Genomic DNA, 25,552 nt, shown 5'->3' on the forward strand with positions numbered 1-25,552 from the left:
CTCCTTCTGGCGGCGTATCAGGCAGGGGGCGGTCTTCGTTGGGGGTGGTCGGGGGCGGGCGGACTCAGGCTCGTCCGGCGATGCGGTTGATGCGGTCGATGGCTCGCTCGAAGCCGCGGGTCAGGTCGTCGAAGACGGCCTGCACCGGGCGTTTGGTGTCCATCCGGCCGACGATCTGCCCGACCGGCGTGCCGAGCAGCGGCTCCACCTCGTACTTCTGAATGCGCGAGACGGCCTCGGCCACGAGCAGTCCCTGCAGGGGCATCGGCAGCGGATCGGGGCCCTCGGGGGCCTCCCAGGCGTCGGTCCACTCGGTGCGCAGCTGCCGGGCGGGCTTGCCGGTGAGGGCGCGGGAGCGGACGGTGTCGCCGGACCCGGCCGCCAGCAGCTTCTGGGTGAGGGCGGGCGAGGTGAGCGCGGCCTCGTCGGTGGTGAGCCAGATGGAGCCGAGCCAGACGCCCTGCGCACCGAGCGCGAGCCCGGCGGCGACCTGCTCGCCGCTGCCGATGCCGCCGGCCGCCAGCACGGGCAGCGGGTCCACCGCCCGGACCACCTCCGGGGTGAGCACCATGGACGCGATCTCGCCGGTGTGGCCGCCCGCCTCATAGCCCTGTGCGACCACGATGTCAAGCCCCGCGTCCTTGTGGTGCCGCGCGTGGCGCGCGCTGCCCGCGAGCGCGGCGACGAGGATGCCGTGGCCGTGGGCGCGCTCGACGACGTCGGGGGGCGGCGAGCCGAGGGCGTTGGCCAGGAGCTTGACGGGGTAGTCGAACGCGACGTCCAGTTGGCTGCGGGCGACGTGCTCCAGCCAGCCGGTGATCCGCCAGCCGGAGGCCTCGCCCTCGGCGAGCTCGGGAACGCCGTGCTTGGCGAGAGTCTCCTGGACGAACCGGCGGTGTCCTTCGGGGATCATCGCCTCGATGTCCGCCTCGGTCACCCCTTCGACCTTCTTCGCGGGCATGACGACATCGACGCCGTACGGCTTGCCGTCGGTGTGCTCCTGCACCCAGTCGAGGTCGCGCGCCAGTTCCTCAGCCGCGCCGTAGCGGACCGCGCCGAGCACGCCGAACCCGCCGGCCCGGGTGATCGCGGCGGCCACGGCGGGGAACGGCGTGAAGCCGAAGATGGCGTGCTCGACACCCAGCCTGTTGCTCAGCTCCGTCTCCATGGGCGGCAGGATGCCGCAGGGCGCCGGACGAAGGAAGAGTTTTTCTGACGCAACGTCAGATTTTCTTGGGGGCGGGTCTTTGGGAGCTGGACGCGGCGCTACCGGCCGAGCACCGCCATCGCCGCGTTGTGCCCCGGGATCCCGCTCACCCCGCCGCCGCGCACCGCGCCCGCCCCGCACAGCAGCACATTGGGGTGGCGCGTCTCCACACCCCAGCGGCCGGTCCCCTCCTGGGCGTACGGGAACGCCAGCTCGCGGTGGAAGATGTTGCCGCCGGGCAGCCGCAGCTCCCGCTCCAGGTCCAGTGGGCTCTTCGCCTCGATGCAGGGCATGCCCTCGGCGTCGTACGCCAGTAGGTCGGCGATCGGCTCGGCGAGCTGGGCGTCGAGCAGTTCGAGGGTGGCCTCCAGGAGCGCGGCGAGCGCCACGTCGTGGTCCGCGGCGAAGAGCCGCGCGGGGGTGTGCAGCCCGAACAGGGTCAGCGTCTGGTAGCCCTGGCGGGCCAGCTCGGGGGCCAGGATGGACGGGTCGGTCAGCGAGTGGCAGTAGATCTCCGAGGGTGGCCGCAGCGGCAGCTTGCCCGTCGCGGCCTGGCCGTAGGCGGCCTCCAGGTCGCCGTAGCCCTCGGCGATGTGGAACGTCCCGGAGAACGCCTCGCGCGGGTCGACGTCGGGGTCGCGCAGCGTGGGCAGCCGGCGCAGCAGCATGTTCACCTTGAGCTGTGCGCCCTCGGCGGGCGGGTCCGGCGGCTCGTCTCCCACAAGCCTGGCCAGCTCCTGCGGTGCGGCCCCGACGAGTACGTACCGGGCCCCCACCAGACCCTCCCCTTCCGCGTCACGGAACATCACTTCCGCGAGTTTGCCGTCGGCGGCGATGGCCGTCACCTCACAGCCGGTGGCGATCCGGGCGCCCGCCGCGCGGGCCGCGTCCGCGAGCGCGTCGGTCAGCGCGCCCATGCCACCGACCGGCACGTCCCAGTCGCCGGTGCCGCCGCCGATCACGTGGTAGAGGAAGCAGCGGTTCTGACGCAGCGACGGGTCGTGGGCGTGGGTGAAGGTGCCGATCAGGGCGTCGGTGAGGACCACGCCCCGGACCAGGTCGTCCTCGAACTCCGCCTCGACCGCCTCGCCGAGCGGCCGCTCGAACAGCGCCCGCCAGGCCGTCTCGTCGCCGATCCGCGCGCGCAGCGCCTCGCGCGTGGGCAGCGGCTCGGTGAGGGTCGGGAACACCCGCTCGGCCACGCGCCGGGTCATCCCGTAAAAGCGCTGCCAGGACTCGTACTCCCGGTCCGAGCCGGTCAGCCGGGCGAACGACTCACGAGTGCGGGCCGCGCCGCCTCCCACCAGCAGCCCGGTGGGGCGCCCGTCCCGGACGGCGGGGGTGTACGAGGACACGGTCCGCTTGGCGACGGAGAAGCGCAAGCCCAGGTCGTCCACGATCCGCCGCGGGAGCAGGCTCACCAGATACGAGTAGCGGGAGAGCCGCGCGTCGACCCCGGCGAAGGGGCGCGTGGAGACGGCGGCGCCGCCGGTGTGGCCGAGCCGCTCCATGAGGAGCACCCTGCGGCCGGCGCGGGCGAGGTAGGCGGCGGCGACCAGACCGTTGTGGCCGCCGCCGACGATGACGGCGTCGTACGCGTCGCTGTGAGGCATACCCACTGACTAGCACGCGTTGATCGCCGGGGCCAGGACGCGGCACGGCGTGCGACGGCGGCGGGCCTCACTCGCGCCGTCGGCGCACCTCCGCCATCCGCCGGTACAGCTCGACGGCCTCCTCGGCCCGCCCCAACCGCTCCAGGCACTTGGCCTCGTCGCCCAGGCTGCCGAGGGCGTCGGGGTGGTCCGCGCCCAGCACGTCCGCACGGGCCCGGGCGACCCGGCGGTAGAGCTCCAGAGCCTCGGTCCAGCGGCCGAGCCAGCCGAGGGCCACCGCCACCTCTCGCCGGCTGACCAGGGTGTCGAGGTGGTCGGGGCCCAGCACGCGCTCGCGGAGGGCGGAGACCTCGTGGGCCTCGGTCAGCGCCTCCTCCCAGCGGCCCAGACGGCCGAGGTTGACGCCGAGGCCGTGCCGGGCGCGCAGGGTCTCCGGATCGGTCGGGCCCTGGGCGCGGGTGCGGTCCTCGACGAGGGCGCGGTAGAGCGTCAGGGCCTCCGCGCTGCGGCCGAGCCGGCCCAGGCTGATGTTGACCTCGTAGCGGGTCGCGAGGGTGTCCGGATGGTCGGGGCCGAGGGTCCGCTCGCGGGCGGCGGCGACCTCGCGGTAGGTGTCCAGCGCCTCGGTCCAGCGGCGCAGCCGGCCGAGGGCGTATCCGACCTCGTACCGGGTGACCAGGGTGTCGGCGTGGTCGGGGCCCAGGACGCGCTCGCGGGCGGCGGCCACCTCGCACGCCGTGCGGTGGCTGTCCTCCAGCCGGCCCAGCCGGCCCAGGATGAAGGCGAGGTTGTGGCGGCAGCGCAGGGTGTCGGGGTGGTCGGCGCCCATCGTCCGCTCGCGGGCGGCGAGCACGGCGGCGTAGACCTGGTGGGCCTCGAAGTGACGGCCGAGCCGGCTCAGCGCGAACGCGGTCTCCTGCCGGGCGGCCAGCGTGTCCGGGTGCTCGGGGCCGAACGCCCGCTCGCGGCCCGCCGCCACCCGCCCGTACTCGCCCAGCGCGTCGCCGTGACGGCCCAGCCGCCCGAGGGCGAAGGCCGCCTCGTAGCGGCTGGCCAGGGTGTCGGGGTGGTCGGAACCGAGGATGCGCTCCCGCTCGGCGGCGACCTCCCGGTGGATACGGCCCGCCTCCTCCCAGCGCCCCAGCCGGCCGAGGCTCAGCCCCGCGTGGTGCCTGGCCCTGAGGTCGACGAGAACGCCGGGCGTGGGCGGCGGTGGCGCCGGGCCGCCGGTCCACGCCGCGGTGAGGGCGGCGGCCTCCAGCGGCGGGCCCGGCCGCGCCCCGGCCCAGCGGGCCGGGTTCGCCGCGGTGCCGGCGGTCATCTCCCGGGCCCAGACGGGCAGGCCGGGCGGCCGCTGCGCGGGGAACTCGGCGCCGGTCCCCGGCAGGGTCCACGCCGGGACGAGGGGCTGCCCGGCCCCCCAGGTCGCGCGGGCCAGGGCGATCCGCTTGGCCAGGTCGGAGGCGTCGCGCGGGCGGTCCTCCGGGTCCTTGGCCAGCAGGTCGAGGACCACCCGCTCGAAGGGCTCGGGTATCTCGGGCCGGGTCCGGCGCGGCGGCTCGGCCGGGGTGTCGCGGTGGCCGACGAGCACCGCCCAGGCGTCGTCGAGGTCGAACGGCGGCGCGCCGGTGGCCAGTTCGTACAGCACACAGCCCAGGGAGTACAGATCGCTGCGGTGGTCGACGGCGCCGCCCGCGATCTGCTCGGGCGACATGTAGTGCGGGGTGCCCATGGCGATGCCCGTCCCGGTGAGCCGGGCCGTGAAGCCGATGTCATGGCCGAGCCGGGCGATGCCGAAGTCGCAGATCTTCACCGAGCCGTCGGCCAGCCGCATGATGTTGGCGGGCTTGAGGTCCCGGTGGACGATGCCCTGGTCATGGGTGTACGCGAGGGCGACGGCGAGCTGGCCGGCCATGTCCAGGACATCGGGGACCGGCAGCGGACGCCGCTCGTTGTCCTCCAGCAGCTGGCTGAGGTTGCGCCCCTCCAACAGCTCCATCACCAGATACAGGACGCCGTCGTGCTCCCCGAAGTCATGCACCACGGTCACCCCGCGGTGCTGCAGCGAGGCCGCGACCCGCGCCTCGCGGCGGAACCGCTCGCGCAGCACGTCCATGAAGGACGGGTCCCGCTGCTGCCCCATCGGCTTGAGGCACTTGACGGCGACGCGCCGCCCGAGCGACTCGTCGAGCGCCCGCCACACCTCGCCCATTCCCCCGCGCCCGATCGGATCAAGCAGCCGGTACCGGCCCTGGATCAGCCTGGTGTCCGCCATGGTCCCCCTGCCTCCGGCGGGAGTGCCGCTCCCGCCGCCCCCGTGGAAGCCGACGGCCCGTCATGGAGCCCTCGACGCATCCCCGTTGTCCAGTATGGCCGCGTTTTGGCGCAACTTGTAGACCGACGGACGAGTGCCGGGACCCAGCCGTTCGACGGCCCGCAGGATGCGCTTGGGCGGCAGCTGCCAGCGGAGGGTGGGCGGGATGCGGCGCAGCACCCGGCCCGCCGCCCGCAGACGGCGGGTGACGACGGCGGGGGCGGGTGCCGGGCGGCCGTACAACTCGTGGGCGTACGGCGGCAGGCTGGCGTAGGCGAGCGCGGCGACCCGCCCCCATAGCACCGCGCGCGCCGGCACGAACAGGGGATGAACGGGGGGCTTGCGCAAAAAGGCGTCGACTTCCCCGGCCTCGGGGGTGTGGGCGAGCGCCGGGCGCACCTTCTCGAAGTACGCGGCGAGCTCCGCCGTATCAGCGGGCACACCGTCGGGGTCGAGGCCGACCAGCCGGGCGGACACGCGGTTCTCGTCCACATAGGCGTCCGCCTGGGCGGCGGTGAGCGGGAGGCCGGAGCGGCGCGCCACACGGAGATAGGAGTCGATCTCGGCGCAGTGCACCCACAGCAGCAGGTCCGGGTCGTCGACGCGGTGCCGGGCGCCGGTGCCGGGGTCGGTGACGGTGAGCCGGCGGTGGATGCCGCGCACCCGGGCGCCCGCCCGCTCGGCCTCCTCGGTGGTGCCGTAGGTGGTGGTGGCGACGAAGCGGGCGGTGCGCAGGAGGCGGCCCCAGGCGTCCTTGCGGAAATCGGAGTTCTGAATGACGCCGCGCACCGCGAGCGGGTGCAGCGCCTGCAGGTAGAGCGCGCGCACGCCCGCGATCCACATCATGGGGTCGCCGTGCGTCTGCCAGGTGACCGAGTCGGGTCCGTACAGCCCCGGGTCGCCCGCGCTCCGGCCTCGCGCCATGGCCACCACCTCCCGCGGCCAGATTACGACCTGGGGGGCGAGAGGCTCCGCGGCGCCCGCCATCGGCCGGGTCGCGGGTACCCGACGGTTCAGATCCGGCCCGCTCGGCGCTGCCGCCGGAGCAGCAGCGCCAGGTACAGCCCTCCGATCACCGCGGTCACCACGCCGACCGGCAGTCGCGCCTCATGCACGCCTCGCTGAGCGGCGAAGTCCGCGGTGACCACGAGCAGGGCTCCGGTGCAGGTGGCCGCCGACAGACTGGGCCCGGGGAGGCGGGTGAGCCGCCGGGCCAGCTGGGGGGCGACGAGCGCCACGAACGGGATCGGGCCGGCGGCGGCGGTGGCCCCGGCGCAGGCCGGGTGGCCGGTACGAGCGTCAGCAGCCGGGTGCGTTGGACGGATACCCCGAGCCCGCCCGCCACATCGTCTCCCCTTTCCAGGATCTTCAGCCTGCTCGCGGTGAGCACGACCAGCGGCAGCACCACGAGCAGTCCGAGGGCGGCCGGGCGGGCGTCCTGCCAACCACGTCCGTTGAGGCTGCCGTTGAGCCACACCATGGCCTGGGCGGCCCGGGTGAATCTGGCCTTGGCCAGCAGATAGGCGTTCACTCCCTGGAGCAGGGCGCTCACCCCGATCCCGACCAGCACCAGCCGGTAGCCGTGCAGGCCGCGACGTACCCCGTCCCGAAGGTCCCCAACCGATTAACAGATTCCAGTAGTGCTCCCGCAGCGGCCCGACTGAGACCTTCGCTCCGCGCAGTAGTCCTGCCGGCAAGACATCGCCGTGGATCTGCTCGCTGATCCGCCGCATGGCGCGCATCGCCACCTCGAACTCGTCACGCTCGACCCGCACCTAACTGGTTCCTTGCCGCTTTCACGTGACCTTCGGCGATTTCTACAGACCATCCAGTCGCCTGGTCACTGTGCCGAGTGTCGGCCAGGGAGGACCCTCGCGCAGCAAGCGCAGGAATTCCTCTCCGAATCGCCTCCCATTCGGGAACTGGTCGCCAAGCTCCCAACGCCACGCGGCGACCATCGCGATAACGAGCTGCCGGCACTCGTCCAGCAGCCCTTGGTCAACGCTTGGGTAGTGCTCGCAGACCGCCTCGGGAACATGGGCGAGATCGAACTCGACGGGTCCACGGCAGCACGTCTCAAGGTCGATGAACAACGGGCCGTTCTTCGTACTGAGCACATTGCCTGGATGCGGCTCGCCGTGGAGCAGCTGCTCCACTGCGCCGCGGTCGTCGATCGCTCGTCGCAGGCTTGCCAGCCTGCCGCTGAGGAACACGCGGTCCGCGGTGGCGAGCTCCGGCGAGCGATCCGGGTCGGCGACAACTTCTTCCGCCTCCGTGATCCGGTCCGTGAACCTCGGGCTCGGCACATCGACCTTGCGCATGCCGGCGTGCAGCTGCTCCAGCGCCTTGGCGTAGTCGACTGGTGAGGTGTGAGGTGTCACGGGCTCGTAGTAGGTCCACAGCGTCACCGCGAAGCCATCGCGCGTGTACACACGCGGGTCCGTCCGAGGCTCCAAGGGACACACCGGGCATCCGACCTCGGCGAGCCGCTGAGCGAGCTCGACTTCGAACGCTGCAACCTCTTGTCCCACAGGGGCGACCCGGGCAAGGACGTCGCATGGCGTCAGCCGCAGTGCCAGCTTGTTCGAGTTGTGGAGAACGATTGCGTCCTTGGTCGGCAGGCCGAGCGATGCTGCGACCGAAGTCGCAGCCGCGATCGCACGCGTGACGTCGTTCATCTCCACCCTCGAATCTTGGCATGGATGAGCGAGGGCGATGCCAACCAGCGTGGCCGGGTGCCAACTATGGTGGCTCGGCACACTGGCACTTCCTGGAGTGCGGCGATCTTGATGCCATCTGTCCCGCCTCAGTGCCAACTACGGTGCCTCGTCACAAAAGGCGCTAACGGCGCACCCTCGGCATCCCCAGGCCTATCCAGGAGATGATCTCCCGCTGCACCTCGTTGTTGCCGCCGCCGAAGGTGAACACCACACTGCTGCGGTAGCCGCGTTCGAGCTCGCCGTGCAGCACCGCGCCCGCCGACCCCTCCTTGAGCGGGCCCGCCGCGCCGACGACCTCCATCAGCCAGGCGTACGCGTCGCGGCGCGCCTCGGAGCCGTACACCTTGACCGCGGAGGCGTCCTGAGGGGTGAGCGCGTCGTGTTGGAGGGCGACCACCATCTGCCAGTTGAGCAGCTTCATGGCGTCGAGCCTGGCGTGGGTACGGGCCAGCCGCGCGCGCACCCAGCCCAGGTCGATGACGCGGCGGCCGTCGGCGAGCTCGGTGTCGGCGGCCCACTGCTGGACGCCGCGCAAGGCGCGGATGGCCATCGTGCCGTGGGCGGCGAGGGTGACCCGTTCGTAGTTGAGCTGGGTGGTGATCAGCCGCCAGCCCTCGTTCTCCGCGCCGACCCGGCGGGTGGCCGGCACCCGGATGTTCTCGTAGTAGCTGGCGGTGGTGTCGTGGGAGGCGAGGGTGGTGATGACGGTGCAGGAGTAGCCGGGGTCGCTGGTCGGCACCAGCAGGATGGTGATGCCCTTGTGAGGCTTGGCATCGGGGTCGGTGCGGACCGCGAGCCAGACCCAGTCGGCGGTGTCGCCGTTGGTGGTCCAGGTCTTCTGGCCGTTGACGAGGTAGTGGCCGGTCTCGGCGTCGCCATCGTTCTCCTCGCGCACGGCGCGGGTCTTGAGCGAGGCGAGGTCGGTGCCCGCGTCGGGTTCGCTGTAGCCGATGGCGAAGTCGATCTCCCCGGAGAGGATTTTCGGCAGGAAGTACTCCTTCTGCTCGTCGGTGCCGCAGCGCATGAGGGTGGGCCCGACCGTGTTGAGCGCCATGAGGGGCAGCGGGACGCCCGCCTGGGCGGCCTCGTCGAAGAAGATGAACTGCTCCACCGGGCCCAGCCCCCGCCCGCCGTACTCCCGCGGCCAGCCGACGCCCAGCCAGCCGTCCGCGCCGAGGCGGCGGATGGTCTCGCGGTAGAACCGCTTCTGCCCGGCGGGGTCGGCGTAACGGGCGTAGGCGTATTCGGGGACCAGCTCGGTGAAGTACGCGCGCAGCTCGGCGCGCAGTCGCCGCTGCTCGGGGGTGTAGTCGAGGTGCACGGCCCCTCCTGGAGTCTCGCGTACGCCGCGTAGGCGCCTGGAAACGAGGGGCACGGTAGAACGTGTTCCAACAATACGGAAGGCCCGGGGGCCCGGACGCCGCATCCGCCGAGGCGGCGTCCGGGCCGCATCCCGGCTGGACCGACAGTCGGCTGCGAGTGGTCAGACCGCTCGCAGCCACCCGTCGATCAGCGCGGGATGGTCTGTGGTGACCGCGTCGGCGCCCAGGGCCACACAGCGCGCCAGCCGCGGCGGGTCGGCGGCCGGCCAGGCGTCCACCCGCAGCCCCTGGGCGTGGCACCGCTCGACCAGGTCGGCCGTCAACTCGGACGTGAGCTCGGGGCAGACCCAGGTGGCCTTCACCTCCGCGGCACGCGCGGGCAGTTCCTCCGTGGGATGGGCGGTGATCAGCCCCCGCTCCACCTGGGGCATCAGCCGCGCGGCGCGGTCCAGCACCTCGGCGTGGAAGGAGGTGAGCACCACGCGCGCGGGCAGCGGGGTGTGCCGGTCGAACTCGGTCAGGGCGGCCACCGCCTCGGGGGCCTTGATCTCCACCTGGACCAGGCCGGGGAAGGCGTCCAGGGCCTCGTGGAGCGTGGGGATCCGCTCGCCCTGGCCGGCGTCGAGCTCCCGCAGCTCGGCCAGCGAGAGCGAGGCGACCTCGCCGGTGCCGTCGGTGGTGCGGTCCACCGTGGCGTCGTGGATCACCACGAGGTGGCCGTCGCGGGACACCCGCACATCCAGTTCGACTCCCTCGGCGCCGACCCGGTGCGCACGGCGGAAGGAGCGCAGGGTGTTCTCCGGCTCGTCGGCCTTGGCACCCCGGTGGCCGTAGACCAGCGGGCGGGCGGCCGGGCGTGCGGCGGCGGTCGCGGGCGGCGTCACAGGTGCTCCTCGATGGACTGGCGGTGCCGGTCCACCCCCTTGCGCAGCCGCGTGGCGACGTCGGAGAACGCCTGGTGCGCCGGGGTGTCGCCGGTCCAGATCTTCTGCAGCCCGGTGTAGATCTGCACATTGGCGTTGGGCACCATCATCCGCACCTGGTCCCCCTTGCGGGTGTGCGGCAGCTGCTTGACCGCGGTGGAGAAGTTGGGGTCCTCGGCGAGCAGCTTCGCCAGCGCCGGGGACTTGGTGGCGGCCGGGACCACGGGCATATAGCCGGTCTGGACGGTCCACTGGGCCGCGTTCTCCGGCCGCGCCAGGAAGCGTACGAACTCCGCCGCGGCCTGTTTGCGCTCCTTGGGCACCCGCTTGAACATGCCGAGCCCGCCGCCGCCCGTCGTCACCCCGAACTCCGTGTGGCGGGGCAGGAATCCGGTGCCCAGCTCCCAGCCGCCCGCCTTGGCCATCTCGGAGATCTTCCGCAGCCCGCCGGTGGAGGTGATCAGGGTGGCGATCAGCTGGTTGCCCATGTCTCCGGCGGGGTCGGTGGACATATAGGCGATGCGGTCCTTGTGGACCAGCTTGCGCTGCCACTCCCCGGCCGCGACGGTGGCCTCGTGGTCGATGGTGACGTCCAGGCCCTTGGAGTACGCGCCGCCCCACTGCCAGGCGGTGCACTGGAACTGCCAGTCACCGTCGATCTTCTGATATGCCTCCAGGGCGACCCGCTTGCCCTGGGTCTTCAGCCGGGTGATGTCCTTCGCCCAGCCGTACATCTCCTCCCAGGTCTCGGGCGCCCGGTCGGGCACCCCGGCCTTCTTGAAGAGGGTGCGGTTGAAGTAGAAGAGCGGGGTGGAGCGGGCCAGCGGCAGCCACCAGTGGTGGCCCTTGACCCGCCCCTCCCCCAGCAGCTTCGCGTTGTAGGTGGCGCGCAGCTCGCCGGGGTCGATGTACTCGTCCCAGGGCTCGAGCGCGTCCCCGAAGTAGAAGCGGTACCACTTCACATCGGACAGCACGCACAGGTCGGGCGCCTGGCCGGCGAGCAGCCCGACGACCGCCTTCTGGGCGCATTCGTCGTACGTGCCCTGGAACTGGACCTCCACATAGATGTCGCGCTGGTCGCGGTTGAACTTGTCCGCCAGACCTTGGAGGGCGCGGCCGGGCACATCCGCGAAGGTGGACCACAGCACGATGCGGGTGCGCCCGGCGTAGCGGTCGGGGACCGATCCGCCCGGCTGGTCCACCGGCCCGGTGGTGGAGCCGCAGGCGCTCAGCAGCGCGGCGGCCGTGGGCGCCCCGGCCGCGAGGGCCAGGAAGCGCCGGCGGCTGGGGAGGCTCTGGCTCACTTCCCGGCTCCCTGGGTCAGCCCGGCGATGATGTAGCGCTGGGCGATGAAGAAGACGACGAGCACCGGCAGGATCACCATCACCGTGCCGGCCAGGATGGCGCCCCAGTTGGCGTAGGTCTCCTGGTCGCGCAGGAAGAGGAGGCCGACCGGCAGGGTGCGCATATCGGCGCTGCTGGTCACGATCAGCGGCCAGATGAAGTCGTTCCACTTGGTCACCATGACCACGATGGCGACGGTGATCACCATGGGCCGCGACATGGGCAGCACGACGCGGAAGAGGGTGCGCAGATGGCCCGCCCCGTCGATCCGGGCCGCGTCCATGACCTCCTTGGGGAGCGTCAGCATGTGCTGGCGCAGCAGGAAGGTGCCGAAGACCGACCCGAGGCCCGGGGCGATCAGGCCCGCCCAGGTGTTGACCCAGCCCAGTTGGGCGACGGTCAGGAAGTTCGGCAGCAGGGTGACATGGCCGGGGACCATCATGGCGCCCAGCAGGAACAGGAACAGCCACTTCTTGCCGGGGAAGGGCAGGAAGACGAAGGCGTACGCGCACAGCAGCGCGGAACACAGTTCGATGGCGGTGCCGACGACGGAGACCACGAGGGAGTTGAGGAAGAACCGGTCGAAGGGAGCGGCGTTCCAGGCGTCGGAGAAGTTGCTCCAGCGCAGGTCGGTGGGGACCCAGTGGGGCGGATAGGCGTAGATCTGGGGGTTGGTCTTCAGCGCCGAGGAGGCCAGCCAGTACAACGGGCCGGCCGCGATGAGCGCGACCAGGACGAGGAGCGCGTACAGGCCCAGGCGCCGGGCCCGGCCGCCGGGGCGGCGGGAGGGCGCCGCCGGGTCGAGGGCCGTCACTGGTAGTGCACCTTTCGCTCGAGGTAGCGGGCCTGTCCCGCGGTGATCAGCAGGAGCACGGCGAACATGATCATCGCGCCGGCGGCGGCGCGCCCCGCGTCGAAGGCTCGGAACCCCTGGTCGTAGATGAACCAGCTGAGGACGGAGGTGGAGGTGCCCGGACCGCCGCCGGTCATCACGGCCAGGACGTCGAACGCCTGGAAGGTGCTGATGGTGCAGGTCACCAGGAGGAAGAAGGTGACCGGGGAGAGCAGCGGGAGGGTGATCCGGCGCAGCCGCGTCCAGGGCCCGGCGCCGTCCAGCGCGGCGGCCTCGTACACCTCCCTGGGCAGGCCCTGCAGGCCGGCCAGGTAGACCACGGCGACGAATCCGATGTTCTTCCAGAGGTAGACCAGGATCAGGCCGGTCAGCGCCCACTTGGAGTCGGTCATCATCGCCGGGGCGGTCAGCCCGAGCGGGGCCATCAGCGGGCGTATGAGCCCGTAGTTGGGGTCGAAGACGAACAGCCACAGGGTGCCGACGGCGGCCCCGGAGAGTACGTACGGGGCGAAGGTCAGCGTCCGCACCACGTTCCGGCCGCGCAGCTTCTGGTTGAGCAGCAGCGCGGTGGCCAGCCCCAGGACGATGCCGCCGGCCACGATGCCGACGACGAAGACGACGGTGGTCCACAAGGTGGAGCGGAAGTCGGGGTCGGTCAGCAGATCGGTGTAGTTGCCGAGCCCGACGAAGTCCTTGGCCGGGGAGATCATGTCCCAGTCGGTCAGGCTGAGATAGCCGTTGTAGACCACCGGCCAGTAGGCGAAGAGCAACAGGAAAAAGAAGTTCGGGGCGGCGAACGCGGCGAAGAGCAGATAGTCGCGCCGTCTGCGCCTGGCGCGCAGACGGCGGCCGACGTCCTCGATGGCAGACAAGGGGAGTTGATCCTTCCGAACTGCGCCCCGAGGGTCCCCTGGGACGTGCTGGTGACAGCCCCAAGGGATACCAACAGAGTTGATGAGAAGGAAACACCTTGTCGTGTTACAACTTGGCCTACTTCACATGCGTGCGTAGCTTTTTCTCACTCCTTCCGTGAACAGGTTCGTGAACAGACCCGGAAACACGGGCCTCAGCTCCCGCCCTCCCCGCCCTGTGCAGTGTCGTCCGAGCCCCGCCGGGTCGTCCGCACCGGCTCGCCCGGACGCCAGGTCTGCAGCACCAGGTCGCGGCCCTCCACGGCGGTGCGCACCACCTCGGTCACCTCGACGCGGAAGAGGTGGAACGGCTCCGGCGGATGCACCTCCGCGGCGAAGCGGGCGAGCATCTCCGGGTCGGTCACCTCCACGGCGCGCCCGCCGACCCGTGCGTCGCCGCCGTCCATCCCGGTGTCAGGACCCGGGTTGGCGTGGATCGCGAAGCGCGCGTCGCGGCGCAGGTCCAGGGCCTTGCGCGAGTCCGGCATCATGCCGAGCCACATCTCGCCGAAGCGGAAGTCCACTTCGAGGCCGGTCACGCGCGGGCTGCCGTCCTGGCGCAGGGTGGCCAGCACATGGTGCCGGTAGCGCTGGAACCGCTCCCGCACCACGGCGGAGAACGCGGGCTCCGCCGCCTCGAACCCGGCCCAACTGGTCGTCGTCGCAGTCGCCATAGAACCCATGCTCCCGGGATGACCGGACACCTTCTGTCGGGATTGGAGCTCGCGCGCCTGATCCGGGGGCAGATGGGCGATCCAGTCCGTCCCGGGCAGCCGATACGCCACCCAGGTCTGCGCATAGGCCGGGGGACGCGGCCGGGAGCGCTGGGTGAGCACGGCGGTGGGTTCCCGGGCGGACCGCAGCACCAGCGCCGAGGGCGTGGTGGACCGGTTGTTCCCGCTGGTCTGGGCGGAGGCGCAGCCCGCGTGGTACGCGACGGGCAGGGCGTGGTCGCCGGCGACCAGGCACGGCGACCGCAGTCCCAGCCGGTGCAGCCCGGCCGCGGCCGTCCGGTAGCTCTCGTTGACCTTCTCCGACTGGGCCGCCGAGCGGCCGAGCACCACGTGCTGCGAGGCCAGTTGGAGGGTGACGATCACACCGAGCGCGACCGCCACGGGCTGCGGAGAGCGCGCGGCCTGGACGGCGCGGAGCACCAGCACGGCCACGGGGAACGCCAGCAGGGCGTAGGAGGGCATCAGGAAGCGCGGCGCGAAGTAGCCGATCAGCAGCAGATACGGGACGGCGAGCGAGGCGGCGCAGACGATCGGCAGGACGGTCAGCGCGAGCGGGTGGCCGTGGTGCGGGGCGCCCGGGCGGGCCACGCGCTCCCGGCGGTCGCGGCGGTCCCGTACGGCGATGACGATCGCGGCGGCGGTCAGCAGCGGCAGCGCCAGCCACCACACGGTCAGCTCCGGGTGGCGCAGTGGGACCTCGCACGGACGGCACAGCTGCGGCCCGTTCAGGCTGCGCAGCGCCGCACCGACGTTGAAGTGCAACCCCATGCCGCCCTCGACGTCGCTGGAGACGCTCAGCCGCTCCAGGATGCCGTCGAAGCGGGCGTACGCCTCGCCCACCCACTGCGCCGCGCCCAGCGCGAGCCCGCCGAGCAGCGCGGGCAGGGCCGGCCGCCAGGCCCTGATGGCCACGGCCGCGACCAGCAGCGGCAGGGCCAGCCAGCCCCCGTCGGGAGTCCGTACGAGGGTGACGCCCGCGATGACGGCGGCCAGCCACCAGCGCGCGTTCCGCTCGGCGGGGGCGCGCAGAAACCAGCCGACGGCGGCCACCGCGCCGAGCGCCACCCACAGGTTCGGCATCACCGCGGGTCCGCTGATCTGGGTGATCCACAGCCCGGCGAACAGGAGTGCGGCCAGGGCGACCGTGCCGTGGTCGAGCATCCGCCGCCACACCCGGAAGGCGGCATACAGGGCGGCGGCGGACAGCACCGCGAGGAGTACCCGCAGCACCGGAATGGAGGAGGTCACGGCGACGACCGGGGCGACCAGCATGCTGATGCCGCGGGAGCGCGGGGCGCTGAAGTACGCGGCCGGGTTGCGCGGGTCGACCTGGGAGACGTACACGGACTCGTCCCAGCCCAGCGCGTGCGCGGTGTGCGGGATGACCACGAGGAGCTGGACGAGGGCGTAACCGGAGGCCACCAGCGCGAGCCAGGGCGCGGGGCGGCGATGGCGCGCCGGCTCGAAGGGTTGCGGGCGCGGGCGCGGGGTGGCGGCCGCCGGGGCGACAGTATTCTCCATGCGCGAACCATATGATGGTTTTGTACCCTTTTCTCCTTATTGATCCGTTCGGCTCAGCACCCAAGGGGTGCCATGAGCGCCGGAGATCCGTAGGATTTTCATCCCGCGCACAGCTCCACCCGGCGGAGAACGGACACGCATATGAAGATGCTGATCAACGTTGCCGAAACCGTGGTCGCCGACGCTCTGCGCGGAATGGCCGCCGCGCATCCCGAGTTGACGGTGGACGTCGAGAACCGGGTGGTCGTCCGGCGGGACGCCCCGGTCGCCGGCAAGGTGGGGCTGGTCTCCGGCGGCGGATCGGGGCACGAGCCGCTGCACGGGGGGTTCGTCGGGCCCGGGATGCTGGACGCGGCGTGTCCCGGCGAGGTCTTCACCTCCCCCGTGCCCGATCAGATGGTGCGGGCCGCGGCCGCCGTGGACAGCGGCAAGGGAGTCCTGTTCATCGTCAAGAACTACACCGGCGACGTCCTCAACTTCGACATGGCGGCCGAGCTCGCCGAGGACGAGGGCGTGCAGATCGCCAAGGTCCTGGTCAACGATGACGTGGCGGTGACCGACAGCCTCTACACGGCCGGGCGGCGGGGCACCGGGGCGACGCTGTTCGTGGAGAAGATCGCCGGCGCGGCGGCCGAGGAGGGCGCGCCGCTGGACCGGGTCGCGGCGCTCGCCCGGCAGGTCAACGAGTCGTCGCGGAGCTTCGGCGTCGCCCTCAGCGCGTGCACCACCCCCGCCAAGGGCGGCCCGACCTTCGACCTCCCGGCCGGGGAGCTGGAGTTGGGAGTCGGCATCCACGGCGAGCCCGGGCGCGAGCGGCGGGCCATGATGACCTCCCACGAGATCGCCGACTTCGCGGTGAACGCGGTGCTGGCGGACCTGCGGCCCGACAACCCGGTCCTCGTCCTCGTCAACGGCATGGGGGCGACGCCGCTGCTGGAGCTGTACGGCTTCGCCGCCGAGGTACACCGGGTGCTCGGCGAGCGCCAGGTTGCGGTGGCACGTACGCTCGTCGGCAACTACGTCACCTCGCTCGACATGGCGGGCGCTTCGGTGACCCTGTGCCGGATCGACGACGAACTGCTGCGACTGTGGGACGCGCCGGTACGGGCCGCCGGGCTGCGCTGGGGCTGCTGACCGGGACCGGCCCCGTCCGCCGATACGTACGCTGTCGTCGTTTGGCCATTGACTGAGGAGGCGCCTGTGTCCAACTCCGTGTCCAGCAGGGAAACCACCGGCGAACCGGTGCTCGACACCGCCTTCTTCCACCGCTGGCTCACCGCGGCGGCCGCGGCCATAAGCCGCGAGGCCGCCAGACTGACCGAGCTGGACTCGGCGATCGGCGACGCCGACCACGGCAGCAATATGCAGCGCGGTTTCGCGGCCGTGACCGAAGCCCTGGAGAAGGAGCCACCGGGTCCACCGGGGGCCGTGCTGATCCTGGCGGGGCGTCAGCTGATCTCCAAGGTGGGCGGCGCCTCGGGCCCGCTCTACGGGACGCTGCTGCGGCGGGCGGGCAAGGCGCTCGGCGACGCGGAGCAGATCACCGTCCGGCAGCTGGCCGACGCGCTGCGGACCGGCGTGGACGCGGTGGCCCAGCTCGGCGGCTCCGCGCCCGGCGACAAGACGATGCTGGACGCGCTCGTCCCCGCGGTGGACGCGCTGGCCGCGGAGGGCGGGTCCCTCGCGGCGGCGAGCGAGGCCGCGGACAAGGGTGCGCTGGCCACCGTGCCCCTGCTCGCGCGCAAGGGCCGGGCCAGCTATCTGGGTGAGCGCAGCATCGGCCATCAGGACCCCGGCGCCACATCGTCGGCACTGCTGTTCGCGGCCCTCGCGGAGGTGGCGGTGTGAGCGCGCCAGGACTGAGCGGGAGGGAGGGGCCTCATGAGCGATGACGTGCTGAGCGGCGCGGACACGGAGAAGCGGGTCGGTGTGGTGCTGGTGTCGCACAGCGCCGCGGTCGCCCAGTCGGTGGCGCAGCTGGCCACCGGACTGGCCGGCGGCGGCAGCACCGCACCGGTCACCGCCGCCGGCGGCACCTCGGACGGCGGGCTCGGCACCAGCCCGGAGCTGGTCGCCGAGGCGGCTCACGCGGTCGACCAGGGCGCGGGCGTGGCGGTCCTCGTCGACCTGGGCAGCGCCGTGCTGACCGTGAAGGCGCTGCTGGCCGAGGGCGACGAGCTGCCCCCGGGCTCCCGGCTGGTGGACGCGCCGCTGGTGGAGGGCGCGGTGGCGGCGGTCGTCGCCGCCTCGGCGGGGGCAGACGTGGACGCGGTCGCGCGGGCGGCCGAGGAGGCGTACGACTACCGCAAGGTCTGATCCGGGACGGGCCGTGACAATCCCCGGGCATGAACATGTAATCATCGTCCGGACCGGTGACAGGGAAGGTCACGGTTGGTTGAATGCGCCGAGCGCCTTCCGGCCAACCCCTGGAGCGTCCCGTGCGGATCTCACGTCGTGCCCTGTTGTCGATCGTCCCGGCGGCGACCCTGTCGGCAGTGGCGCCGCCGCAGCGCGCCTGGTCCCAGGCGCCCCGGGACACGACACCCACCGATGCCGCCGCGGACCACGCCACGCTGATCGACAACACCGTCGCCGTCCTCGCCGGCACCGCCGGCTCCAACGCCCGGCCTGAGGTCGCCGCCAAGCTCGCCTCCATCGCCTCCACCGCCGGCACCCGGCTGACCGCCCTGGACGGCGCCGGGCCGGGCGAGCTGTTCCGCGGCCTCCCGCTCGGGAGCAGTGACACCAACCTGACGGCGTCCTTCCAGTACCTGTACGAGATCGCCCTCGCCACCCGCGCCCCCGGCGGCGCGGCCCCGGGCGGCGACCCGGCCGTCCAGCGGCGGGTCATCGACGGCCTGGTCCGGCTCCACGACGACTACTACGGCGACCAGTCGAAGGGCTACTACGGCAACTGGTTCAACTGGGAGATCGGCATCTCCTCCCATCTGACCCGGACCCTCGTCCTCCTGAGGGACGAGCTCGCCGCGTACCGCCCCGATCTGACCGCCACCTGCGTCGCCTCGATGGACGCCTACCTCCGCAACGGCAAGGCCGGCGACGTCGACCTCGACTCCCGCTTCCACACCGGCGCCAACCTCGCCGACATCACCACCAACCGGATCCTCCAGGGCGCCGTGCTCGTCGACGACGCCCGCGTCACCAAGGCTGTCGCCGACCAGCTGACCGTCCTCGCCACCATCGATCCGTACCACCTCAGACACAACGTCACCGACGGCTTCTACGCCGACGGTTCCTTCATCCAGCACGCCTCGGTCGCCTACACCGGCTCCTACGGCAAGGGCCTGCTCACCCGCATGGTCCAGGCCGTCAAGATCCTCGAAGGCACCGGCTACGCCCAGGGCGTGGACCTCGTCGGGACGGTGCGGGACTGGGTGGTGCGCGGCTTCGCCCCGCTGATCTTCGAGGGCTGGATGATGGAGATCGTCAAGGGCCGCGGGGTGTCCCGGACCACCACGGGATACACCGATGTCGCGGAGGTCGTCGAGGCCGTCGTCGATCTCTCCGGCTACGCGGCCGGGGCCGACGCCACCGCTCTCAAGAGCTATGTCAAGTACGTCCGGCAGACCTCCCGGGCCGCCCTCGACCCGGCGCGTTTCCTCTCCCCCGTCACCGTCGCCCGCTACACCGACATCCTCGCCGACGCCAAAATCCCGGCGAAGGACCTCAACCCGGCCGAGCGGAATGTCGCGTTCAACGCGATGGACAAGACGGTCCACCGGCGCCCCGGCTATGCCTTCGCCCTGGCCCGGAGCTCACCGAGGATCAGCAAGTACGAGTACATGAACGGCGAGAACCTCTTGCCCTGGTTCCAGGGCGACGGCGCCCACTACCTCTATCTCTCCGGCCAGGACCAGACCCAGGCCTTCGGCGTCGACTACTTCACCACCGTCTCGCCCTACCGTCTGGCCGGCGTCACCGCCCCCGTGGAGACCCGCCGCACGATCCCCGAGCTCTACGGCGGCCTGTGGTACGACAGCCCGGAGCGCGGCTTCACCTCCTCCTCCGAGTCGCAGAACACCTACGTGTACTTCCCCCGCGGCGCGGGCGGACTCTCCGGCGGCGCCTGTCTCGGCGCGTACGGCGCGGCCGGGCTCGTCCAGGCCGACGACGTCGCGTACGCCGCCCAGCAGGCCGGCACCCTGCCCGACGACTTCGTCGCCTACCGCAACGCCCGCGCCACCAAGTCGTGGTTCATGCTCGACGACGAGATCGTCGTCCTCGCCGCGGGGGTGGGCGACCCGGCGGGGCGCGCGGTGACAACAACCCTTGACAGCCGCGTCAGCCGCGTCAGCCGCGTCGCCCGGGCGTCGGACGCCCTCACCCTCACCGGGCGGCTGCGCGACGGCACCCCCTGGTCCGGCACCGGTACCGCCCCGCTGGCCTGGCTGCGCTACGCCGACGCGGACCAGGGCACCGCGGTCGGATATGTGTTCCTGAACGGGCGGCGGCCCACCGTGGCACTCGAGACGGTCTCCCGCAGCCGCCGTGCCGTGCGCCTGTCCAACCCCGACACCATGGTGACCAAACAGGTCTTCTCCGTATCCGTCGAGCAGCCGGCCGGCGCGCCGCCCGCTTCGATGGCCTACGCCCTCGTCCCCAACGCGTCCGAGCGCCAGCTGATGGCGTACGCCCGCGGGCCGGTGTCCGTCCTGGCCAACACCGCGCGCGTCCAGGCGGTGCGGCACAAGGGCCTCGGCCTGGTCGCCGTCAACGTCTTCGCCCCCGGCGACCACCACGCCGGACACCTGTCGATCGACGGCCCGGCGTCGGTGATCCTCCGTGAGGGGCGCGACGGCACCGTCTCGATGGCGGTGGCCGACCCGACGACCGAGCGCGACACGGTCTCGGTCGTCATCCGGGGCCGCGCCCTGCGGGCCGGCCCGGCGGACGAGGGCGTGCGGGTCGACCGCGTCCCCGGCGGCACCCGGATCCGTGTCGCCACCCGCCACGCCTACGGGCGGAGCTTCACGGCGACACTGCGCTGACACCAGCCGCGGCAGGCCAGGTTGCGATTCGAGGACGACCGGCCTGGCCAAGGCGGTCGCCCTGACCACGGGGATCCCCATCGTGGCCGTACCGACGACGTACGCGGGCTCGGAGGCGACCAGCGTCCGGGGGCTGACGGACGGAGCACACAAGACCACGGGAGTCGACGCGCCCGTTGGACGCGCACGGGCAGGGACGCCCACGAGCGCAGGGTGTTGTTGGGGTGGCGGTGGGGTGTGCCGTCAGACGGGCGGCATGCTGACACCTGCACTGGTGGATGCCCATGCCGAATCCGACGTGGCCGGAGGTGAACGGCACGGCCGCGTCCCGCAGCGGCAGGGAGGGCGCGGCACGGGTCGCCAGCTCCCACAGGCGCACCCCGATACGCACCCGGTGGTCAGCGTCCCGGGGCAGGAACCCGTACGAGACCAGCTCGGCCACCAGCCGCGACGCGGTCGCCACGCGCAGCCCCGTGCGCCGGGAGATCTCCGAGACGGTCAGCGCCGGCTCCTCCGGCGCGAACGCCTCGAAAATCCGTACGGCCCGCGCGAGAACCGACTCGCTGTTCGGTGTCCTCACCTGGCCCTCATCGGATCTCTTCCTCGCAGGTCAAACCGGGTCCGGCGACCATGCGGCGGCTCGCTTCGCCGAGGCCGTCGGCGAGCGCCCGGGTCCATATCCCGCTGCGCTTCTCCGACGGCACCACGTAACCGCCGAGGTGATCACATGCAACGGCCTGGCCGACGGCGCCGAGCACGTCGCCCTGGCCCCGGGAGACCCGTCCGCGGCCACCCCGCTGGTGCGTCTGCACTCCGAGTGCCTCACCGGTGACGTCTTCGGCTCCGCACGTGCGACTGCGGGCCCCAGCTGCGCGAGGCCACGGAGGCAATCGCCACCGCCGAAGGAGTCCTGTTCTTCCTGCGTCAGGAAGTCCGCGGCATCGGCCTCTACAACAAGCTCGGTGCCTATGCCCCGCAGGACCAGGGCCTGGACACCTACGAGGCCAACCTGGCCCTCGGCCTGGCCGGCTGACCCGCGGAACGATCAACCCAGCGCCGCCCCCGGACTTCCGCCGGGCAAGTAGCCGGGCCCCGAACTATGGTGTCCCGCCACATGTGCCCCTGATCTGCGTCTTCCTACCGTAAATCCCCCTTGGGCCCGACGAGGTCCCGGAGGCTTTGGCGGTGGTGCGGTGCCCGGAGGGCCTACGGGCGGTCCGTCCGCACATCACAGATCCGTTCGAAGAAGAACTCGTGCTTGAGGAAGGAGACGTCGTACTCGTGGCCCGGATGAGGCGGGATCAGCTGGGCGGCCTGGATGAGTCGCCAGCCATCGTGCAGCGCCGCCAGCCCGGACTCGTAGGGCCGTTCGTCGCTGTCGCCCGTGGTCGGTGAGGTGAGGCCGGTGCCGTCATACAACGACCAACCGACGACGTTGGAGTCGAGGGCGGAGGTACCCAGGTACAGCACCAGCACCTGCTGCCGCCGCACCGCGGCGGGGGCCGTGCCCGGTGCGGGGGCGAGGTGGGTCGATTCGGTCGTCATATCGCTGCCCCCTGCGGGCGGTTGGAGACCCGGGTCACCCAGTAGTCGATGTCGAAGTCGTCGTCGCCGGTCAGTTCCCGCCACAGCAGGATCCGGTTGTAGCGCTCCAGGCGGCCCGTCGCCCATTCGTACCAGGGGAACGTCGCGTCCAGTTCCCGGGCCACCTGCGGGTCGTCCAGATCCGAGGTGTCCCACAGGAGCCGTTGACGAACCGTCGGGTTGAAGCGGATCTTGAACATGTAGCGGACTCTGTCGCTGTCGTTGCGCCTGCCACCATGCCAGAGCCCGTGGTGCAGAAACACCACCGTGCCGGCCGGGCAGACCAGCCGGTCCTGGCCGCGCAGGTTCTGGTAGCGGCCGGTGTCGGACTCGTTGATGCGGCGCAGATGGCTTCCCGGCACGCTCAGGGTGCCGCCCATCTCCAGCGTCACCGCCTGCGGGTAGTACATCAGTTGTACGTCGAAGGCGTCCGGCCGGACGTCGATGATGGCGTCCCCGTGCAGCGGCTGCGCCTCGCCGCCGTGGGGCTCGCGGATGTGCACGGCGTGATGGTCCACCGTCGGCTGCGGACCCACCAGGCTGTGCAGGGCCCCTGACACCTGCGGAAGCTCCAGTAGTCTGCGGGCGAAGGAATTCTCCGCGTACGCCTTGGACACCGGTGTCCCGTACGGCACCGGCGGAACCCCGTCCGCCAGCACCGCCAGGCCCTCGGCGTTCATCTCCGCCGGGACCACCGCGTCCAGGCGCAGCGACCCACGCGCCACGAAGCGCGCCATCTGGACCGAGCTGAGCAGCTCCTGACTGTTTTCCATGACCGTCACGTTAGGTGCGGCCGTCGCTCACCGGGTGGGCCGCGTTCACCCTTCAGTGGTCGAATCTCACCATGAGTCCCGACGCCGAAGGAGTAGATGTGGCCATGCGCACGGTTCTCGCCCTCACGGTCTCGGCAGGCAAGCCGCTGAGCATGCCGCTGATCCAGGACACCGGGCCCGAACGCGAGCTGTTGCTGTTCCGGACAGGGCAGTGTTTTCTCGCTCAAGGTGACAGTGAGCTTTTTCAGTATGGCCACTGATCGGGTGACGGGACCGGTGCCCGCAACCGCACGAGGCTCCCGTGCCGTTGGGGGAGGTATTCGAAGTCTCAACCCTCAGGCACAGGAGCCGCGTTGGTTCCGTATTCTGCCGCACCCGACCTGCCTCACGCCCTGGTCGAGTGGGTCACGATGCTCATCGTCACCCGCGAGGGTGACCGCCGCTGCAAGCTCCCACCGCACCAGCGTGCCCTGGTCAGGCCTGGTGTACCTGCGCCGGCACGACACCCACGCCTACACGACAGCCGTCGTCGACCTCCTCGCCGCCCGCGCCCCCGAGCTGCTGCGCGCCCTGCGCGAGGCCAACCGGACAGAGGAGCCGGCCCCTGGATGGCAACACCCCTCAGACGCCCGCCGGGCCGCGACCTCACGCCGACCGACCGGCCGATCCAGAACACCGGGCACGCGGACCTGGTCCAGGCGCCCGACGGCTCGTGGTGGATGGTGCTGCTGGCCGTCCGGCCGCGCGGCGGCACCCCGGGCTGGCATGTGCTGGGCCGGGAGACCTTCCTGGTGCCGGTGGAGTGGGTGGACGGCTGGCCTGTGGTCGGCGAGGTCCCGTCCGAACTGTCCACGCCCGCCTGGCCGTTGGTCCCCGGTCCGGTCGAGCCCGTGCGGGACGACTTCGACCTCAGCGAACTGCGGCCGCAGTGGGTCTCCCCGCGTGGCCGCTCCCCGGAGCACTGCACCACCAAGGAACGCTCCGGCTGGCTGACCCTGCGTGCCCGCGGCGGCTCCCTGGACGAGCCGGACGCCGTGTTCGTCGGCCGCCGCCAGCAGCACCTGGCATGCGAGGCGCGCACCCGGGTCGACGCGGAACAGGGACGCGGCGGTCTCGCCGTCCGCCTGGACGAGGAGCACCACTACGAGATCGAGGCGTCCGAGGGACAGGTACGGGTGCTCGCCCGCGTCGGGACCCTGCGCACGGTCCTGGCCTCCCGGCCGACGCCCACCGGCCCCGTGATGCTGGGCGTCCGCGTCTCCCCCGCCCCGGGCCAGGGCCCCCGCACCCGGCCCGACACTCTCACCTTCGGCGTCGAGGAACCGGACGGCACCTTCGCCGGACTCGGCTCCCTGGACGGCCGCTACCTGTCGACCGAGGTGGCCGGCGGCTTCACCGGACGGGTCATCGGCATGTACGCCGCGGCCGGCACGGTCCACTTCGACTGGTTCGACTACACCTCACAGGGCTCCTGACCAGGCGCCGCTCGCCGTCAGGCGCCCTCCCTCGACCATCTGAACGCACCTCCCCCCACGGGCGGACCCCCTGCCCGGCCGACAGAGAAGGGTCAAAGATGAAGAGAACGCACCACCTCACCGGTCGCCGCAGCCGCGGCCCCGGCCGCCTGCTCGGCCTGCTGCTGGCGTTGGTCACCATGATCGGGGTGACCAGCACCGCGGCCTTCGCCGCCCCCGCCCACAAGGGCCCGCTCCCGATACGGCTCCCGCAGCTCGCCGCGGGGCCGGCGGACACGGTGGCGGCGATGCAGCCCAGCTGGAACCTGGGCAACACCCTCGACGCCATCCCCGACGAGACGTCCTGGGGCAACCCGAAGGCCGCCAAGGCCCTGTTCGACACGGTCAGGGCCCAGGGCTACCGCAGTGTCCGCATCCCCGTCACCTGGAGCGGTCACCAGTCCTCCTCGGCTCCCTACACGATCGACGCGACATGGATGAGCCGCGTCAAGCAGGTGGTCGACTGGGCGCAGGCCGACGGCCTGTACGTGGTGATCAACGTCCACCACGACTCGTGGCAGTGGATCAACACCATCGCCACCAACCATGACGGCGTGCTGGCCCGCTTCAAGGCCACCTGGACCCAGATCGCCGCCGCCTTCAAGAACTACCCGCAGTCCCTGCTCTTCGAGAGCAACAACGAGAGCCGCAGTTCGACAACACCACCGACGCCCAGGCCATTCAGTACAACAGCGAACTCAACACCGCGTTCCGCAGCGTGGTGCGCCAGTCCGGCGGCAACAACGCGACCCGTCTGCTCTTCCTGCCCACCGTGCACTGCGCGTCCGACCAGGTGTTCACGGACGCGCTGTACACCGAGATCAAGGCGCTCAACGACCCCAACCTCGCGGCCACCGTGCACTACTACGGCTACTACCCGTTCAGCTCCGACACCAGCACACCGACCTTGTTCCGGCGCGCCGCCCGCTCGACACCACGGATGATCTCCACGGCCCACATGCTCTCCAGCTCGCGAAACACCAGCTCCACGAGGTTGCTGCGGTTCTTCGGCGGCTTGCGGTATCCGTACCGGTGGATCAGCTCCTCGACACGGCTCCGGGTCTCGTCCGACACCCCGGGCCTGCCGTTGAGCACCTTTGACACCGTGGGGACGGAGACACCGGCGGACTCGGCGATGTACGCGATGGTGACCGCCGCCGGCCCCTCGCCGCTGCTCTTCCGTTCTTCCGTCTCGCCCGTCGAAGGCACT

21 protein-coding genes and 6 pseudogenes are annotated in these 25,552 nt (G+C 71.7%); 10 read left to right on the top strand and 17 right to left on the bottom strand.

Translation table 11 applies throughout. The features are described 5' to 3' along the window. Positions 1-64 precede the first annotated feature (64 nt). The 13 genes and pseudogenes from PV419_RS21175 to PV419_RS21235 form a co-directional block, all read right to left on the bottom strand. Positions 65-1,168, bottom strand: a complete 1,104-nt coding sequence (locus tag PV419_RS21175) for a nitronate monooxygenase family protein (RefSeq protein ID WP_319691162.1) — start codon at positions 1,166-1,168, stop codon at positions 65-67. 98 nt (positions 1,169-1,266) lie between these two features. After that, entirely contained in the window at positions 1,267-2,820 is a 1,554-nt protein-coding gene (locus PV419_RS21180; protein ID WP_319691164.1) for an NAD(P)/FAD-dependent oxidoreductase, read from the bottom strand. 67 nt (positions 2,821-2,887) lie between these two features. After that, positions 2,888-5,095, bottom strand: coding sequence for a serine/threonine-protein kinase (locus PV419_RS21185; RefSeq protein ID WP_319691166.1), 2,208 nt, complete (start codon positions 5,093-5,095; stop codon positions 2,888-2,890). Positions 5,096-5,155: 60 nt separating this feature from the next. After that, positions 5,156-6,058 carry an oxygenase MpaB family protein gene (locus PV419_RS21190; RefSeq protein WP_319691167.1) on the bottom strand — a complete coding sequence of 301 codons (903 nt, stop codon included), beginning with the start codon at positions 6,056-6,058 and terminating at the stop codon, positions 5,156-5,158. 89 nt (positions 6,059-6,147) lie between these two features. Then, on the bottom strand, positions 6,148-6,372 hold the full coding sequence (locus tag PV419_RS21195; protein ID WP_319691169.1) for an iron chelate uptake ABC transporter family permease subunit: 225 nt from the start codon (positions 6,370-6,372) through the stop codon (positions 6,148-6,150). A gap of 110 nt (positions 6,373-6,482) precedes the next feature. After that, positions 6,483-6,704, bottom strand: a pseudogene (locus PV419_RS21200) (iron chelate uptake ABC transporter family permease subunit); the annotation flags it as partial. A gap of 247 nt (positions 6,705-6,951) precedes the next feature. Next, complete coding sequence (locus PV419_RS21205; protein WP_319691288.1) at positions 6,952-7,812, bottom strand: aminoglycoside phosphotransferase family protein; 861 nt, start codon at positions 7,810-7,812, stop codon at positions 6,952-6,954. A gap of 163 nt (positions 7,813-7,975) precedes the next feature. Beyond that, positions 7,976-9,175 carry an acyl-CoA dehydrogenase family protein gene (locus tag PV419_RS21210; RefSeq protein ID WP_319691171.1) on the bottom strand — a complete coding sequence of 400 codons (1,200 nt, stop codon included), beginning with the start codon at positions 9,173-9,175 and terminating at the stop codon, positions 7,976-7,978. Between the two features lie 162 nt (positions 9,176-9,337). After that, the gene (locus tag PV419_RS21215) at positions 9,338-10,060 is read right to left on the bottom strand and encodes a glycerophosphodiester phosphodiesterase (protein WP_319691173.1); all 723 of its coding nucleotides are present in this window, start codon (positions 10,058-10,060) and stop codon (positions 9,338-9,340) included. After that, complete coding sequence (locus tag PV419_RS21220) at positions 10,057-11,403, bottom strand: ABC transporter substrate-binding protein (protein ID WP_319691174.1); 1,347 nt, start codon at positions 11,401-11,403, stop codon at positions 10,057-10,059. Before PV419_RS21220 ends, PV419_RS21215 begins: the two co-directional genes overlap by 4 nt. Further along, positions 11,400-12,257, bottom strand: a complete 858-nt coding sequence (locus PV419_RS21225) for a carbohydrate ABC transporter permease (protein ID WP_319691175.1) — start codon at positions 12,255-12,257, stop codon at positions 11,400-11,402. The genes PV419_RS21220 and PV419_RS21225 overlap by 4 nt, the downstream gene beginning before the upstream one ends. Beyond that, positions 12,254-13,168 (bottom strand): sugar ABC transporter permease, encoded by a 915-nt coding sequence (locus PV419_RS21230; protein ID WP_319691177.1) that lies wholly within the window; start codon positions 13,166-13,168, stop codon positions 12,254-12,256. Before PV419_RS21230 ends, PV419_RS21225 begins: the two co-directional genes overlap by 4 nt. Before the next feature lie 194 nt (positions 13,169-13,362). After that, on the bottom strand, positions 13,363-15,462 hold the full coding sequence (locus PV419_RS21235) for a pyridoxamine 5'-phosphate oxidase family protein (RefSeq protein WP_319691179.1): 2,100 nt from the start codon (positions 15,460-15,462) through the stop codon (positions 13,363-13,365). Positions 15,463-15,603: 141 nt separating this feature from the next. Here PV419_RS21235 and dhaK point away from each other — a divergent pair, with 141 nt between their 5' ends. The 5 genes and pseudogenes from dhaK to PV419_RS21260 form a co-directional block, all read left to right on the top strand. Continuing rightward, on the top strand, positions 15,604-16,596 hold the full coding sequence (dhaK, locus tag PV419_RS21240) for a dihydroxyacetone kinase subunit DhaK (protein WP_319691180.1): 993 nt from the start codon (positions 15,604-15,606) through the stop codon (positions 16,594-16,596). Positions 16,597-16,662: 66 nt separating this feature from the next. Next, positions 16,663-17,310, top strand: a complete 648-nt coding sequence (gene dhaL, locus PV419_RS21245) for a dihydroxyacetone kinase subunit DhaL (protein WP_415925349.1) — start codon at positions 16,663-16,665, stop codon at positions 17,308-17,310. Positions 17,311-17,343: 33 nt separating this feature from the next. Then, on the top strand, positions 17,344-17,778 hold the full coding sequence (locus PV419_RS21250; protein ID WP_319691181.1) for a PTS fructose transporter subunit IIA: 435 nt from the start codon (positions 17,344-17,346) through the stop codon (positions 17,776-17,778). A 122-nt stretch (positions 17,779-17,900) separates the two neighbouring features. Beyond that, positions 17,901-20,471 carry a polysaccharide lyase family 8 super-sandwich domain-containing protein gene (locus tag PV419_RS21255; protein WP_319691183.1) on the top strand — a complete coding sequence of 857 codons (2,571 nt, stop codon included), beginning with the start codon at positions 17,901-17,903 and terminating at the stop codon, positions 20,469-20,471. Positions 20,472-20,505: 34 nt separating this feature from the next. Continuing rightward, positions 20,506-20,649, top strand: a pseudogene (locus tag PV419_RS21260) (maleylacetate reductase); the annotation flags it as partial. Positions 20,650-20,934: 285 nt separating this feature from the next. Here PV419_RS21260 and PV419_RS21265 read toward each other — a convergent pair. Beyond that, positions 20,935-21,051, bottom strand: a pseudogene (locus tag PV419_RS21265) (helix-turn-helix domain-containing protein); the annotation flags it as partial. A gap of 50 nt (positions 21,052-21,101) precedes the next feature. On the opposite strand from PV419_RS21265, the pseudogene ribA reads away from it, so the two are divergent. Further along, positions 21,102-21,495 (top strand): annotated as a pseudogene (gene ribA / locus PV419_RS21270) (GTP cyclohydrolase II RibA); the annotation flags it as partial. Positions 21,496-21,677: 182 nt separating this feature from the next. On the opposite strand, the gene PV419_RS21275 reads toward ribA, so the two are convergent. Continuing rightward, the gene (locus tag PV419_RS21275) at positions 21,678-22,016 is read right to left on the bottom strand and encodes a hypothetical protein (RefSeq protein WP_319691185.1); all 339 of its coding nucleotides are present in this window, start codon (positions 22,014-22,016) and stop codon (positions 21,678-21,680) included. After that, on the bottom strand, positions 22,013-22,828 hold the full coding sequence (locus tag PV419_RS21280; RefSeq protein WP_319691187.1) for a phytanoyl-CoA dioxygenase family protein: 816 nt from the start codon (positions 22,826-22,828) through the stop codon (positions 22,013-22,015). Before PV419_RS21280 ends, PV419_RS21275 begins: the two co-directional genes overlap by 4 nt. A 104-nt stretch (positions 22,829-22,932) precedes the next feature. On the opposite strand from PV419_RS21280, the gene PV419_RS21285 reads away from it, so the two are divergent. The 4 genes and pseudogenes from PV419_RS21285 (at position 22,933) to PV419_RS21300 (ending at position 25,286) form a co-directional block, all read left to right on the top strand. Next, the gene (locus PV419_RS21285) at positions 22,933-23,088 is read left to right on the top strand and encodes a hypothetical protein (protein WP_319691189.1); all 156 of its coding nucleotides are present in this window, start codon (positions 22,933-22,935) and stop codon (positions 23,086-23,088) included. A gap of 93 nt (positions 23,089-23,181) precedes the next feature. Then, positions 23,182-23,407: pseudogene (locus PV419_RS21290) on the top strand (IS5/IS1182 family transposase); the annotation flags it as partial. Between the two features lie 74 nt (positions 23,408-23,481). Then, positions 23,482-24,303: pseudogene (locus tag PV419_RS21295) on the top strand (family 43 glycosylhydrolase); the annotation flags it as partial. A gap of 98 nt (positions 24,304-24,401) precedes the next feature. After that, on the top strand, positions 24,402-25,286 hold the full coding sequence (locus tag PV419_RS21300; protein ID WP_415925350.1) for a glycoside hydrolase family 5 protein: 885 nt from the start codon (positions 24,402-24,404) through the stop codon (positions 25,284-25,286). Here the strand turns inward: PV419_RS21300 and PV419_RS21305 are convergent. Beyond that, positions 25,216-25,551 (bottom strand): LacI family DNA-binding transcriptional regulator, encoded by a 336-nt coding sequence (locus PV419_RS21305; RefSeq protein ID WP_415925351.1) that lies wholly within the window; start codon positions 25,549-25,551, stop codon positions 25,216-25,218. The genes PV419_RS21300 and PV419_RS21305 overlap by 71 nt on opposite strands. Position 25,552: the final 1 nt, after the last annotated feature.

The organism is Streptomyces sp. ME19-01-6 (assembly GCF_033793745.1).
Classification (GTDB): Bacteria; Actinomycetota; Actinomycetes; order Streptomycetales; family Streptomycetaceae; genus Streptomyces.

What these genes read in the sequence shown, in the direction of transcription:
- PV419_RS21185 (WP_319691166.1), bottom strand. Translation starts at nt 5,095, where the DNA reads ATGGCGGACACCAGGCTGATCCAGGGCCGGTACCGGCTGCTTGATCCG.
- PV419_RS21275 (WP_319691185.1), bottom strand. Translation starts at nt 22,016, where the DNA reads ATGACGACCGAATCGACCCACCTCGCCCCCGCACCGGGCACGGCCCCC.
- PV419_RS21190 (WP_319691167.1), bottom strand. Translation starts at nt 6,058, where the DNA reads ATGGCGCGAGGCCGGAGCGCGGGCGACCCGGGGCTGTACGGACCCGAC.
- PV419_RS21250 (WP_319691181.1), top strand. Translation starts at nt 17,344, where the DNA reads ATGAGCGATGACGTGCTGAGCGGCGCGGACACGGAGAAGCGGGTCGGT.
- PV419_RS21235 (WP_319691179.1), bottom strand. Translation starts at nt 15,462, where the DNA reads ATGGAGAATACTGTCGCCCCGGCGGCCGCCACCCCGCGCCCGCGCCCG.
- PV419_RS21175 (WP_319691162.1), bottom strand. Translation starts at nt 1,168, where the DNA reads ATGGAGACGGAGCTGAGCAACAGGCTGGGTGTCGAGCACGCCATCTTC.
- PV419_RS21280 (WP_319691187.1), bottom strand. Translation starts at nt 22,828, where the DNA reads ATGGAAAACAGTCAGGAGCTGCTCAGCTCGGTCCAGATGGCGCGCTTC.
- PV419_RS21300 (WP_415925350.1), top strand. Translation starts at nt 24,402, where the DNA reads ATGAAGAGAACGCACCACCTCACCGGTCGCCGCAGCCGCGGCCCCGGC.
- PV419_RS21285 (WP_319691189.1), top strand. Translation starts at nt 22,933, where the DNA reads ATGCGCACGGTTCTCGCCCTCACGGTCTCGGCAGGCAAGCCGCTGAGC.
- dhaK (WP_319691180.1), top strand. Translation starts at nt 15,604, where the DNA reads ATGAAGATGCTGATCAACGTTGCCGAAACCGTGGTCGCCGACGCTCTG.
- PV419_RS21180 (WP_319691164.1), bottom strand. Translation starts at nt 2,820, where the DNA reads ATGCCTCACAGCGACGCGTACGACGCCGTCATCGTCGGCGGCGGCCAC.
- PV419_RS21205 (WP_319691288.1), bottom strand. Translation starts at nt 7,812, where the DNA reads ATGAACGACGTCACGCGTGCGATCGCGGCTGCGACTTCGGTCGCAGCA.